At 50.1% G+C, this 13,458-nt stretch carries 11 protein-coding genes, 1 pseudogene and 1 other annotated feature (1 of these 13 running past the window's edge); of the genes and pseudogenes, 1 reads left to right on the forward strand and 11 read right to left on the reverse strand.

Going from position 1 to position 13,458, the window contains the following annotated elements; genetic code table 11:
- Positions 1 to 26 precede the first annotated feature (26 nt).
- From AN963_RS11900 to AN963_RS11955, 11 genes and pseudogenes are all read right to left on the reverse strand, one after another.
- Positions 27 to 1,061, reverse strand: coding sequence for a VOC family protein (locus AN963_RS11900; RefSeq protein ID WP_055744817.1), 1,035 nt, complete (start codon positions 1,059 to 1,061; stop codon positions 27 to 29).
- 985 nt (positions 1,062 to 2,046) lie between these two features.
- Positions 2,047 to 2,832 (reverse strand): DeoR/GlpR family DNA-binding transcription regulator, encoded by a 786-nt coding sequence (locus AN963_RS11910; protein ID WP_055744819.1) that lies wholly within the window; start codon positions 2,830 to 2,832, stop codon positions 2,047 to 2,049.
- Between the two features lie 13 nt (positions 2,833 to 2,845).
- Positions 2,846 to 4,018 carry a saccharopine dehydrogenase family protein gene (locus AN963_RS11915; RefSeq protein ID WP_055744820.1) on the reverse strand — a complete coding sequence of 391 codons (1,173 nt, stop codon included), beginning with the start codon at positions 4,016 to 4,018 and terminating at the stop codon, positions 2,846 to 2,848.
- Positions 4,019 to 4,114: 96 nt separating this feature from the next.
- Positions 4,115 to 5,227, reverse strand: a complete 1,113-nt coding sequence (gene phnW, locus AN963_RS11920) for a 2-aminoethylphosphonate--pyruvate transaminase (protein WP_055746263.1) — start codon at positions 5,225 to 5,227, stop codon at positions 4,115 to 4,117.
- A 46-nt stretch (positions 5,228 to 5,273) separates the two neighbouring features.
- On the reverse strand, positions 5,274 to 6,062 hold the full coding sequence (phnX, locus tag AN963_RS11925) for a phosphonoacetaldehyde hydrolase (protein WP_083496985.1): 789 nt from the start codon (positions 6,060 to 6,062) through the stop codon (positions 5,274 to 5,276).
- Positions 6,043 to 7,776 carry a putative 2-aminoethylphosphonate ABC transporter permease subunit gene (locus AN963_RS11930; protein WP_055744822.1) on the reverse strand — a complete coding sequence of 578 codons (1,734 nt, stop codon included), beginning with the start codon at positions 7,774 to 7,776 and terminating at the stop codon, positions 6,043 to 6,045. Before AN963_RS11930 ends, phnX begins: the two co-directional genes overlap by 20 nt.
- Positions 7,773 to 8,837: pseudogene (locus AN963_RS11935) on the reverse strand (putative 2-aminoethylphosphonate ABC transporter ATP-binding protein). Before AN963_RS11935 ends, AN963_RS11930 begins: the two are co-directional and overlap by 4 nt.
- A gap of 18 nt (positions 8,838 to 8,855) precedes the next feature.
- Positions 8,856 to 9,938: a putative 2-aminoethylphosphonate ABC transporter substrate-binding protein gene (locus AN963_RS11940; protein WP_055744823.1), complete on the reverse strand. Its 1,083-nt coding sequence runs from the start codon at positions 9,936 to 9,938 to the stop codon at positions 8,856 to 8,858.
- Positions 9,939 to 10,158: 220 nt separating this feature from the next.
- Positions 10,159 to 10,857: an aspartate/glutamate racemase family protein gene (locus AN963_RS11945; protein WP_055744824.1), complete on the reverse strand. Its 699-nt coding sequence runs from the start codon at positions 10,855 to 10,857 to the stop codon at positions 10,159 to 10,161.
- Between the two features lie 20 nt (positions 10,858 to 10,877).
- The gene (gene rpiB, locus AN963_RS11950) at positions 10,878 to 11,324 is read right to left on the reverse strand and encodes a ribose 5-phosphate isomerase B (protein ID WP_055744825.1); all 447 of its coding nucleotides are present in this window, start codon (positions 11,322 to 11,324) and stop codon (positions 10,878 to 10,880) included.
- Positions 11,325 to 11,355: 31 nt separating this feature from the next.
- Positions 11,356 to 12,207 carry an NAD-dependent epimerase/dehydratase family protein gene (locus tag AN963_RS11955; protein WP_055744826.1) on the reverse strand — a complete coding sequence of 284 codons (852 nt, stop codon included), beginning with the start codon at positions 12,205 to 12,207 and terminating at the stop codon, positions 11,356 to 11,358.
- A gap of 132 nt (positions 12,208 to 12,339) precedes the next feature.
- Here AN963_RS11955 and AN963_RS11960 point away from each other — a divergent pair, with 132 nt between their 5' ends.
- Entirely contained in the window at positions 12,340 to 13,251 is a 912-nt protein-coding gene (locus tag AN963_RS11960; RefSeq protein WP_055744827.1) for a TIGR01777 family oxidoreductase, read from the forward strand.
- A 91-nt stretch (positions 13,252 to 13,342) separates the two neighbouring features.
- Positions 13,343 to 13,458, forward strand: a binding site (T-box leader) (it continues 101 nt past the right edge of the window).

Consider the following 13,458-nt stretch of genomic DNA (forward strand, 5'->3'; position numbering starts at 1 on the left):
CCATTTCACTCCCTTGTTTGATATCTCTACTCTGCGATTCCTTTTTGACGGATCAGTTCGAGAAAATGCGCCAATACACGGGCGGTCATCCCCCAGATCACACGACCTTCCACTTCGTAAAACAGATGCTCGACCGTCCCCGATCTCCATGGATAGCGTTTGCCACCTGGTATCAAGTGAAACGGGAAGTCTTCCTCTGGCTGCATGAACGAAGATGTCGTATGAATAGCAGGCTCCATAGCGAGTAGCGTATCCAAAGAAATGATGAATACCTCTCCTACTTCGTCCGGATTAGGCTGCATGTCAGAGATGTCTTCTAGATAACCGACGAATGGAAAAATGCTACCTCTACCCGGACCTAACAATGTATCCATATCCCCGATATACTGGATGCGATCCAACGGTAGTCCCAGTTCCTCGCTTGTTTCACGGCGAGCCGTAGCCCACCGCGATTCGTCACTTTCCTCTGTCCGTCCTCCTGGAAAACAGACTTCGTTTGCTTGTCGTCGCATCGTGCTCGCACGTTTTTCAAACAAAATACCCAGACGCCCATCTTCCATATGGACTAATGGCAGTAAGACGCTGAATAAACCATATCGGTCATCACCCATGATGCCGGGCTCACGATCACGAAACAGGCTCCTAATTCTGGCCACAGTCGGATCCACATGCGCGTCATCCGCTTTATGTACTTGGGAAAGTTCAATCAGATTGCCGTCCGGATCACGCAAGTAAACAGAGAGAATCGGCCCAGTCGCTCCTGTTCTCTGAACAGGTCCTTCTATAATGGCGACTCCGCAAGACTCGACATGCTGTACGACCTGCTCCAGTGGAACTGATGTGAGAAAACAAAGATCTGCTGAACCAGGTACAGAATGCTGCGCCTTTGGTTCAAATTCATGGCCCGCCTGATGCAAGTTGATTTTTTGTTGACCGTACTCCAACGCCCATCTGCCATTACCAAAGGTGACTGCCTTCATTTTGAGAACTTGCTCGTAAAATCGACAGGTCGCCTCTATGTCCTGAACCGTCAAGACAAAATGGTCCAGTCTGTCAATCATGTGCATCTCTCCTAGCGTATCCCATTCTTCCTACTGATTCTATTATAGCAAAGTGTCGTTGCTTGCCCCAACGGAGCGACACTTCGCATGAGACTTACCGCAAAGTACAGACTAGACACAAACATTATACAATTAATTACCAAATCGTACGCATCCTCTTGGTTGGATAAGTAAAACGCAAGAAATACATCCGCTGCCTTTTTTTGCACTAGATCAGACTTTAGTGGAGGAGAGGAAAAAGGAGAAAACGCTCCAGCTTCTTGGGTCCCCTGCTAAGGGGTTATCCCTGGACACCTCCATAGAAAAACCTCTATCGAGGCTTGTTCATGGAGGAGCGACCGCGTTATAGCGGAAAGTTTTTATGCGCTCCAGACTTCATAAGCTTTCACGCTTATAAAGTCTTACTCGTTGGAAAAAGCGAAGCCGCGTCCAAAGCAGCCGATTCATGGTGATTTTCAGAGGTGGACAAGCAAGACCGTATTTCTCTTTTTTCATTCCGCTTCGGCTGGTGCCCCAAAGATCTTCGCTTTTTTCTCCTTTTTCCTCGGCTAACATTGACTCTCCGAAAAAACAAGTTGCTAGAAATCACAAAAGCTCTCTGGAGAAGCAGGTTTCCAGGCGGAGCGACTTCGGAACCCAGCTTAGCGGAATAACGAATTCACGGGATCAAGAAGCGGTACCTCTGTGTTCCCTGCGGAGCGGCTACTACTTTACCGCTTCCCCGTGAATCGTTGTGGAGCGGACAGTCTATTCTTCTTTGGAGGGTGTAGACCCGGAGCGCAGATCGGAAGCCTGCTTCTCCCAACCTTAGCTATGTTGGTATCACCGTTCTTTTTTAATTCTATTGACTACGCTAAGCTTTTTGTACCCAAAGGGCGCAGATCTCGCTTAGCTGGACTTGTCTGGATAGGAAATTCATAACTTCCTATGTGCGCAAAAAAGACCAGCCATCTCCTCCATTAGGAAACAACTGGTCTGTTCAAGTTTACTCGGCGACGAGCCAAGTGACGTTATGGGCATGCAACTCTTTGTTCCAGTCATCTGGAGGAGTCGTGTCGCTGATGACGATGTCGATATCCTTTAGCTCAGCTACCTTGCACAGCGTACTGGTCCCGATCTTGGAATGGTCGGCCATGATGATGCTCTCATTCGCATTTTCGATAAAGCGCCTTGCCAGTACGGCACGCTCCGGATCATAGCACGTTATCCCTTTGCTGATGAGCAGGCCATCTACGGATAGAAACGCTTTGTCCACGAAAAAGTCTTTCATCATGTCTTCTGCAAAAGATCCGCCTACCCGATGATGCTTGGCGTTCACCTTGCCCCCCAGGAAGTAAATCTCAGCGGAGAGCAGGCCTCCATTCTGGTGTTCAATCAACATATTGAGTGCAGTGATAGAGCTAGTCAGGATCGTCAAATCTTTTTTGGTAGACAAATAATTAATCATCTGCAAAGGGGTCGTACCCTCATCGATGACGATCGTGTCGTTGTCCTGCACCATCTCAGCTGCAGCTCGGCCGATCCGTTTTTTCTCCTCGGCACGCATGACTTCCCGACTCATATGGGACGGTTCAGAACGATCCAGATTCAGCTTGACCGCTCCACCGTATGCGCGCTTCAGCTTTTTCTCCATCTCCAGCTCTTCCAAATACCTGCGGATCGACTCAGATGATACCTGTAGCTTCTCTACCAATTCGTTGGTCCGTACCTTGCCGTTTGCGTTCACCAATTGCAAAATGATCTGCTTGCGCTCTTCTCCGAACAACGACACGCTTTTTATCCCCCTATGACTGTGCTGCCAGCTCTGTGATCTCCTCGTGGATAACGATCTGGCGCTTGGCTAATTCAGCAAAAATGATAGCCGGGTCAAATGCCTCTTCCGGCGTGATGACTCCCGTCTTTTTTACCTCTCCCTTGGCAATCAGCTCTGTAGCAATCGCCATCGGAATCCCTACGTTGCGTGTATAGGCCCGCAGCTTTTCCCACCCCTCGACAGAACCATCGGATGCTGGATGGGTATGGTACAAAATATGGCGAACTTGGCGCCCATCCCGGGTCCCAGTCACTTCAATGTGAAGTGAATAGCCATATAATTCCGTTTCTTTCCCCTCACTAGAATTGTAGAGGTATTGGGAGATACAATCAAGGATTCCAATTGTCGTTTCTCCCACCGTGATCTTGTCATTGCGAAGGAATCCGTAATCATAGAGGGATTTGACGAGCTCCATGTTCTTTTGCGGCCACGTCCCTCGGACTTCAATCAGCTTGACGCCTTTGGCTGACAGCGCCTGAGCCAGCGTTCTCGTCTCCGCATGGGGAATGATGTACTGAACTGTTTTGCCATAGGGAGCAGGCAGGTCGATTTCGCGTGGGCGAGCAAATGGGGGCACCTGGATGAACTCGCCGTTTTCATAGACGATTCGTCCTGGTAGAGTTGGGTCGTACTCATAAGTGGTCGTCTCGGTGATCGATTTGGAAAAGGCGATCGGGCGGAACGAACCGTGACTCACCCGCACATCATCTACTTCGTCCATTTGGTTGGCTGCGTGCATGGCCATCATTTGCGTCAGACCAGGAGTCATCCCAAAGCCAGGCAGGCACGTCTTCTCGTTTTCGCGAAAGATCGCATCAGAAGTATTTTCTTCCCCAAATCCGTTCAGATTGATGCCGTGGCAACCAGCTTCGGCAATCGCTGCCGTAGTGAGTCCGTTCAGCGTAATCGTCGTTCCGTCCATGACGATGTCGTAGCCTCTCAGCTTGCGAACGGTATCAGCATGGTCACGAACATTGACATGTACAAAATCTACTCGCGGATCGCCCAGCCATGCGACTACCTTGCGCCCTTCCTCCTCATTGAAATCCCCGATCGTGATCTGCTCAAATTCAGAATGCTGAACCAGATCCAGTACCGCTTCCCGACAAATGTTCCCCGCTCCACCCAAGCAAAATACTTTCATAGTAGGATCCTCCCCATATTCAAACTACCGCAAAACAGTTCCGCGTTGGTTTTCATGTTTTTTCTTGGTTTTATGTTCAAAAAAAGACAGCTCTCCCTACCAGAATCGGTTTTCTTCCACTGCAGCCAGCAAGCGCTCCATGTCTTCCGGGTATACCTCACCGATGTTACCGATACGGAAGGTGTCTGCTTGCGAAATCTTGCCTGGGTAAATGACGAAGCCTGCTTTTTTCAACCGCTCATACAAGACTTGAAAGGAGAACGCTTCGCTATTCGGGTAGTAGATCGACGTGATGAATGGGGATTGGGATTGTTTTGGCAACAGAATCGTAAATCCAAGCCGTTCCAGGCCTTCTGAAAGGATCTGCTGATTGCGCTTGTAGCGCTCGTACCGTTTGGCCACTCCACCCTCTGCTTCCAACTCGATCAATGCTTGATAAAAAGCTCGCACCACATGAGTCGGAGAGGTGAAACGCCATTTTCCGTTATGCTTCTCCATTGTCTCCCATTGGTCATACAGATCAAGGGAAAGCGTCCGTGCACCGCCTTTGCATGCCGCAAGCTCCGTCGTTTTGGCGATGATAAATCCGAAACCCGGCACACCTTGAATGCATTTGTTGGCGCTGGAAATCAGGTAATCGATGTGTAGGTCGGCGATGTCCATCGGAACCCCTCCGAAGCTGCTCATCGCATCCACGATAAAGGTTTTGCCATAGCGCTTTGCAACCTCGCCAATATCCGCGATTGGGTTGAGCATGCCCGTTGTCGTTTCGGAATGAACGACTGCGATGTGGGTGATCGTCGCGTCTTTTTCCAGCAGCTGTTCCACAGGAGCAGCTGATACCGGAGTGACTTCCCCGAAATCAATGACTTCTGTCTCGATGCCATGAACGCGTGCCATCTGCACCATGCGGTCTCCATAAGCTCCATTGGTCAGGACGAGTAGCTTGCCATCTGCCGGAATGACACTGCTCAATACGGCTTCCACACTAAAAGTGCCGCTGCCTTGCATCAGTATGGTTGTGTATTCCTCAAAACGAGTCGTAGCGAGTCGAACCAGCTTTCCTCTGATTTCCTGTACCAGCTCGTTGTAATCTCGATCCCATGTGCACCAGTCGCGCATCATCGCCTCTCGCACCCTCGGAGATGTCGTCAGTGGCCCTGGCGTCAGTAGCAAATAAGGATTGTCCGTTGTCGTTTGGTTCGTCATTCGTCCCATTCCTTTCGATTCCATGTTGGGTACTCGATGATTTAGGCTACTCTCCTACTGCCATGCGCTCATTGATTTGCGCCAATACTTCATCGAGGCAGCCAATTTCATCGATCACGTAGTGCGCGCCTGCTTCCAGTAATCGCTCTGTAGCACGAGCGAGCTTTTCCTCCAACACTTCCTCTGGCAATTGCTGTACTTCCTCCTGGGACAGTCCCAGCTCGCTACCGCCTTTTAAAACACCTACCGTCCACATTCCTGCGTTGCGGCCTTCCTTCATGTCACTCGTGGTGTCGCCAACCTTCACCATGGCGCCCATCGGATAGCAGTCAAGCAGCATCGCATTTTGATAGCACATCCACGGATAAGGTCGCCCTGCAGGCACTTCGCTCGGTGTCACGAGAACATCTGGTGCGTAGCCCTGTTCCTTGGCCGAGACCGTCACCACATCCATCATCTTGCGGGTATAGCCTGTTGTAGAACCGAGCTTGATTCCTTGGGTGCGCAAGCGGTTTGCCAGCTCGACTGCTCCTGGTACCGGTGTCGCATACTCGTGCAACGTCTCCATCAGCATCGGCTCAAAATCGGCGTAAAGCTCATCCACATCATTTTCATCTGGTGTGCGTCCGTACTTTTCCTGCCATAGTGTGGCTACACGCTCCATCTTGCACAATGTCTGGATGTGATCCCGCTTCAGCATGCCCATCGGCTCCCGCGCTTCCTCTGCGGTCAGCTCGATCCCACGATTTTTAAATACTTGCAAAAATACGGCCAGGGGTGCAAAACATCCATAATCCACCATCGTACCTGCCCAGTCAAAGACAACTGCTTTTATCATTTACGCCACCTGCTCCTTTTTCTTGGTTCGTCCATGCTGAGCGCTTGCGAATTCTCGCCGCGATCCTTTCAGCGCCTGCACGTGCGATGATGTTGAGGAGGACGATCAGTACAGACATAGCTGCTGCAGGTGCTACATCCCCTGCGTCGTCCATGTTGACGATTGAGACAGAAGCGAGCTTGAAATCTGCTGCGTACAGAAAGACCACTGCCGAGATCGTGACCATAGAATTGATGAAAAAGTAGACGGCCATTTCGACAATCGCTGGTGTACAAACCGGAACAGTCACTCGCCAAAACACCTTTGCCCGTGATATACCCATTGATTCAGCTGCCATTTCAAACTCCGGATCAAGCTTTTTAAGTGCCGTGGTCGCTGTGATGAACGATACGGCAAAAAAGTGAATCACGTTGGCTAAGATCAGCATCCAGATCGTTCCGTACAAACCGTGAAATGGATTCGCCGGGTTGTTGAAGAAGAAAATGTAAGCCAAACCGATGACCATACCAGGTAGTGCCAGTGGGAGAATCGACAGGAAGTAACCCGCTTGCCGAAGGCCACTCCACACCTGCGATTTCTCAATGACGTAGGCAGCGCCAAAGGTGACGACCGTTCCCGCTACTGCCGTGATCAATGCAACGACGATGCTGTTCCACAATGGCCCCATCCCTTCTCCAGCCACATTGGAAAAGTCGTAGTGCTGCCACCCGAAGCTCAGGTCGTACGGCCATACTTTGACAAAGGAAGCGAGTACGACAGCTGCCATGAGCAGCAGCAGAAATCCACTCATAGCCAAGCAAAAGAGAAAGAAAAAGGTATCTCGTATCCGGTTTTCCTTGATGCGATACGGCTTTGACTTTGCCGTGACCGCGGCGTGCTGCTTGCGTTCGACGATGCGGTCTACGATAAAAGCAACTAGTGCAGGGAGGATTAAAAGCAGTCCCACCGTCGCGCCCATCGTCATGTTTTGCTGTCCAATGACTTGCTTGTACACATCGGTAGCCAGAACGGAAAACTGTCCGCCCACGACCTTTGGGGCACCAAAGTCTGTAAACGCGAGTGTAAAGCAAACGAAGCATGCACTGACAATCCCGTATTTCACACTCGGAATCGTAACAATCCAAAACTTGCGCCAGTGACTGGCTCCGAGTGTATCAGCAGCCTCATAGAGCTGGTAGTCCGCGAATGCCATCGACACAGCTAGAATCAAGTACGCTTGTGGAAAGACGTAGACGATCTCTGCCAAAATGATTCCCACAGGACCGTACAGGTCAATGTCCCATGTAAATGGCAGCATCCCGAAGATTCCTGTCGTGACCAGTCCCTGATTGCCGAACAGATAGGTCAAGGCAATCCCGTGCATCATCGTAGGTGCAAACAGCGGCAAGAGCGCCACCGCCCGAAATGCTCGCTTTCCACGAATTCCGCTACGCGTCAGGGCGTACGCGAATAAAAAAGCTAGAATTACCGCCACGACTGTGGTCATCACGGAGATGTGCATTGTATTCGTTAGCGATTGGGACAACGCCGGTGTAGAAAAGTAAGTCAGGAAGTTGTTCAGGCCGATGAAATTCCCCGCACGGTCGTAAAAGGCCTTCGAAAAGAGCTGGGTTAAAGGTAGTAGCACAGTTGCCAGCAGCGCCACGACGACGAGCGTAATCAACCATTTTTGCACCGACTTGCCACTTTGCTGCATCACAGAAGCTTTCATTCCCTTCTCCCCTGTTCCTTTGCAGCAGCTGCCTGGTCCTGTTCAAAGCGGAGCAGATGCTCCATGGGAAGCTCCAGCCACACTTTTTGTCCCCGATGAATTCCCAGCTTGCTCACTTGAGAGGCGGGCAAGTCGAGGGTCAACGGCTCCGTCGTCTGCCCATTCTCCTCTTGCCATTCCAGATAAATGCGATAGAACCCACCACGAAACTCATTTTCCTGAATGGTCGCGGGAATCCCGCACTCCTACTCATGCGGCATGATGCGTACATGCTCAGGACGAATGGCCAGCAAATTCTGGACCTCGCTCTGCCCTGTCTTAATACGTCGACTCTCGATAAAGTTGATCGCTCCGATAAAATCAGCGACGAACGGTGTGGCGGGCTTGTTGTAGATGGTCTCCGGTGTCCCGACCTGGACCACTTCCCCGTGATTCATCACGACAATTTTGTCTGCCATCGTCAATGCTTCATCCTGATCATGAGTAACCATGACCGTCGTCATCCCGAATTTCTCGTGCAGTCGGCGAATTTCTCGACGAAGCTTTTGGCGTACCTTTGCATCTAGAGCAGAGAGAGGTTCATCCAGTAACAGTACGTCTGGCGAAAGGGAGATCGCACGTGCCAAAGCAATCCGTTGCTGCTGACCTCCTGAGAGCTGGGCTGGATATTTGGTTGCGATAGGTGATAAATCCACCATATCCAGTGCTTCCTCTACCTTTGCTGCAATCTCTTGCTTGGACAGCTTTTTCTCTTGCAGCCCAAAAGCGATGTTTTCGGCTGCTGTCAGATTAGGAAACAGGGCATACGACTGGAACATCATGGCAATATTTCGCTTTGCAGGCGGCAGGGAAGTAATCTCCCTGCCTCCTACGATCATGCTTCCTGTCGTCGGTTGCTCCAGCCCTGCGATCATCCTGAGCAACGTTGTCTTGCCACAGCCGCTAGGGCCGAGCAAGCAGACGAACTCATTTTTGGCAATATCGATTGAGACGTGCTCCAATGCAGCAAACAGACCAAAGCGCTTACTGACCCCTTGTATGGATAAATAGGATTTTGTCATGCGGTATCTCCTCGTTGCTTACTTAGGCTCGCTCTTGGTAGCGTAGCGTTTTTCCCACTCAGCCAATACTTTCTCGCGGTTTTCAGCCGCTTTTTTCAGATCGAGAGGAACCAGTTGTTTCAATGGATCTACGGAATATCCTTCGGGCAGAGATGTTCCTTCTTGCTTCACACTGACGATAGCGAAGTTTTGGTTGTAGGCTTTCATCACTTCGTCAGAGATCGCCCAGTCGAGGAACAGCTTTGCTTCAGGCTTGATTTGCGCTTTTTTCATCAAAGCATTGGCTTCTACGTCCCAGCCGGAGCCTTCCTCAGGGAAGACGACCTCAATCGGCGCTCCTTTTTTCTTTTCCGTAATGGCACGGTAGCCAAAGGAAATCCCGATCGGATATTCTCCCGACGCTGCCATCTTTGCTGGTTTGGAGCCAGAGTGCGTGTAGATTGCCATATTATCGTGCAATTTGTCCAGGTAAGACCAACCATTAGCATCGCCTTTCAGCTGCATCACACCATTGATGGTCAAGAGTCCTGTTCCCGAGGATGCAGGGTTCGGCATGACGATCATCCCTTTGTATTCGGGCTTCGCCAGGTCCTCGTAGGAACGCGGAATCGGCAGATTGCGTTTTTCCAGCTCCTTGGTGTTCACAGCAAACGCGGTCTCCCATGCATCGATGCCTACCCAGTGCGTAGGGGCTTTGTCATCTTTAAACTCAGCGGATACTTTCTCGACACCTTTTGGCGAGTAGCCTTCCAGCATGCCTTGTTGATCGAGAACCAATAGGCTTGTAGCTGCGGTACCCCATACGACGTCTGCTTGTGGATTGTCTTTTTCCGCCAGCAATTTGGCTGTGACAATGCCCGTAGAGTCGCGGACGATGTTGACTTTCACATCCGGGTATTTTGCCTTGAAGGACTCCAGGTACGTTTTAATCTGATCATCTTCCAGAGCTGTGTAGACGGTGATTTCCCCGGATTGACTAGCGGCGCTTCCTCCTGATGTGGAACCTTGTGTGTTTGTTTGGGACTGTGATGCTTGGCCACAGCCAGTGAGTACGGCGATCGATAAAAAGGACGCAAGTAAAGGATAATGCCACTTCTTCATGAGAATCTCTCCTCTGTGTGGGAATGTTCATTTCCTATTCCTGCGTCCTATATTACGGTCGAAATATTAAGTTGATATGAATGACACGTTAAGGAATTGTTTTTTAGTGTTTTTAATTTGTTTTTCCTTTGTTTTGATATTACTCATCCTTCAGTTTGTTGATGCTTTAAAAAAAGAGATCAACCAGCAGAAACTGGCGACCTCTTCTCGTGTGAACGCTTTATTCCTTTTGTAATGCAGCTTCCACCGCAGAAATCGCATGGATTTCAGTCGTATCATACACCGGAACCGAACAATCCGCTTGCGTAATCAACAGCCCGATTTCTGTACAGCCGAGAATAATCGCCTCAGCACCTGCTTCGATCAGTTCTGAAATGACTTTGAGATAGGCAAGCTTTGATTCCTCTCGAATGATGCCCCGGCACAGCTCCTCATAGATAATCTCATGAACGGTCTGCCTACCTTGCTCGTCTGGAATCAGTACATCCAGTCCATGCGTGTCTCGCAAACGTCCTGTGTAAAAATCTTGTTCCATCGTAAAGCGTGTCGCGAGCAAGCCGACTCGCTGTTGTCCATCCGCCTTGATCTTCATGGCTGTCGCATCCGCGATGTGCAGGAAAGGTAGACTAGTCGCGCCCTGTATTGCATAGGCGAGCTTGTGCATCGTATTGGTACACAGAACGATCAGATCAGCCTCCGCCGCTTCCAGACGTCTTGCCGCGTCAGCCATGTGCTCTCCCGCTTCCTCCCATTTCCCCGCATTCTGCAATTCCTCGATTTCCGCAAAGTCGACGGAGTAGAGAATGCATTTAGCTGAGTGAAGGCCGCCCAACCTGTCCCTCACTGCCTCATTCACTAACTGGTAGTACACATGGGAAGATTCCCAGCTCATGCCGCCGATCAGTCCGATTGTTTTCATCTGTGCATTCCCTCCTGTTCTCATGCCTCTTCCAGCTCTTTGATTTTTTCCAGTCGTTTAACGTTGCCAACAAAAGGCGTATGAAGCCACGTCTTTACGATCTCATGGCCTAGCGTGTGTCCGATTATCATTTCCCCTAAAGCTAGTACATTGGAGTCGTTGTACAGGCGGGTCTGCTCCGCGGAAAACGTATCGTGCACGAGCGCACAGCGCACACCCTTTACTTTGTTCGCAGCAATGGACATCCCGATGCCTGTCCCACACACGAGAATTCCCCGATCATAGGTACCAGAAGCAACAGCCTTTGCGACCATTTCTGCATAGTCCGGGTAGCCTTTCGAATAATCGTCTGACGTCGGATCATCGCATCCAAAGTCTTTTACATCGACCTGATCAGCAACCAGCTCTTCCAGAATGTATTGCTTTAAGGCGTATCCCCCGCGATCGGAGGCTAAGGCGATCTTCATCAGATTCCCTCCACTCCTTTTATTCCTTCTTCTATACATTCCGAAATGTTGTCTGTAAAATCGCGCGAGCTTTATTCGTATGGAGCGACGTATCTAACGGGATTCCCAGCTCACTTGCCTTTTCAACTGTTAGCTCGTCTTCTTTTACCAGATCAGGATTGAGTTCTAGTCCTCGCGCCATTTTCCTGCAAAACGTGTAGTAGCTCTCTTTTTCAGCTGGCCCTAGATGCAAGGTACCCGTGTATGAGCTCGGCATGAGTTCGGTTATTGCCCGCGCCAAATCGTCAACATGAATAAAGGTTTTATACAAGTTTCCCGTGCGCACGACTTCGCGTCCTTGTTCCAGCTCGACTGCCAACGCTCTTACCCTTTTGTCCCACATACCTTCATCGTTTTTCCCGTAGATCGGACCAAAGCGTAAAATAAGATGATTTTCATTCCGTTCGCGGACAAGCTCTTCTCCTCTTATTTTTGCGAGACAATAGCCTGCCAGCGGATTCCTTTCGTCGAGTAGCTCTGTTTCCTCCTCTTCCTGAAAGGGACCGGTCTTTTGCCCGAAAACACCGTCGGTGGAAAGATAAATTATTTTTGAATTTTCCGACACAAACTCCAGCAACGTTTGCATGCCTTTTGAAATCAATTCTTGTGCGTCAATATTGTCCTTCCCCAGGAGCGACCAAATGACCACATCAGGTAAGAACTCGTCTAGCAAGCCTGCAAACAAAGAGGCATCCTTCACATCGACGCGCTTCAATGCAGAACGCATGGGCGAAGAAAAGCAAGTAGCCACGATCTCATTCTCCTGATCTTGCTTGAGGTGCCGAAAAATTTGTGCTCCTAGATAGCCGCTTCCGCCCAGCAAAAGAACCTTGCGCTTTGTCATATGTGGACGAACCTCCTCACGCTTCCCTCCGAATCCCACATGTCTTTTTCCTGTTTGTTCCAGTACAATATAACGCAGAGCAACTACAGAATCTACTAGAAATAAAGCGAGGTTTCGAGAGGGGATGAAATCGTGAGCAAAAAAATTGTTTTGGCAGGCGGTTCCGGTTTCCTAGGGAACGCCTTGGCTGGTTTTTTGATGGATAAAGGCTATGAGGTCGTAATCCTGACGAGAGGCACTTCTCACGACGACCAACCCATCCGTCATGTACATTGGGACGGAGCCACTCCCGGTAATTGGACACATGAGATCAGCGGGAGTTATGCCGTTATCAATTTTACGGGCAAAAGCGTAAATTGCCTGTACACACAAAAAAACAAGGACGAAATCATTCGCTCTCGACTGGACTCCGTTCGTGTCCTGACAGATGCCATCCTAAGTAGTGCACATCCTCCTCAAGCCTTTGTGCAGGCAGGCTCGCTCGCCATCTTTGGGGATACCGATCAGGAATGTGACGAGAGTGCCCCACACGGTACCGGCTTCTCGGTCAACGTCTGCCAGCTGTGGGAAGAGGCGTTTTTTGAGCGCGTCCTTCCTCAGACGAGAAAAGTAATGCTGAGGATTGGTTTCGCACTGGGGAAAAACGGGGGCGCACTCGAACCACTCGCCAAGCTGGCTTCGCTGCGTCTGGGTGGGACCGTGGGAACAGGTAATCAGTACATCAGCTGGCTACATGTGGATGACTTGAACGAGATGTTTTTGTTTGCCATTCAGAACGAAGAAGTCAGCGGCATCCTAAACGCCACAGGTCCACAACCGGTAACCAATCGAGAATTCATGAAGACGCTCCGCAAAGTACTGAACAAGGGCTGGGCCCCTCCTACGCCTGCCCCATTCGTCTGGCTGGGAGCTTATCTCGTCATGCGGACAGACCCGAGTCTTGCTTTGACTGGCCGTAACTGTGTTCCTGCAAAGCTTCTGGAGAACGGTTTTACTTTTGCTCATACCGATTTGGAAGAAGCCTTGCGAGACTTGCTGGTATAGGAGATTCGTTGATAGTTCTATACTTATTTATTTGAATGACATGTTGGCTGTTGATTTTTCACCGAAATGGATATACTATCTTTGAAATACAACATATTCCATGACTGGGATAGTAACTGTTGACGTAAGTTCAAGCGAGCCGGGATGGTGAGAGCCGGTACGGAGTCAATAAGCGAAGCGCCCCCACGAGAATGACTTCTGAACGTC

The sequence above is a fragment of the Brevibacillus choshinensis genome (assembly GCF_001420695.1).
Taxonomy (GTDB): domain Bacteria; phylum Bacillota; class Bacilli; order Brevibacillales; family Brevibacillaceae; genus Brevibacillus; species Brevibacillus choshinensis.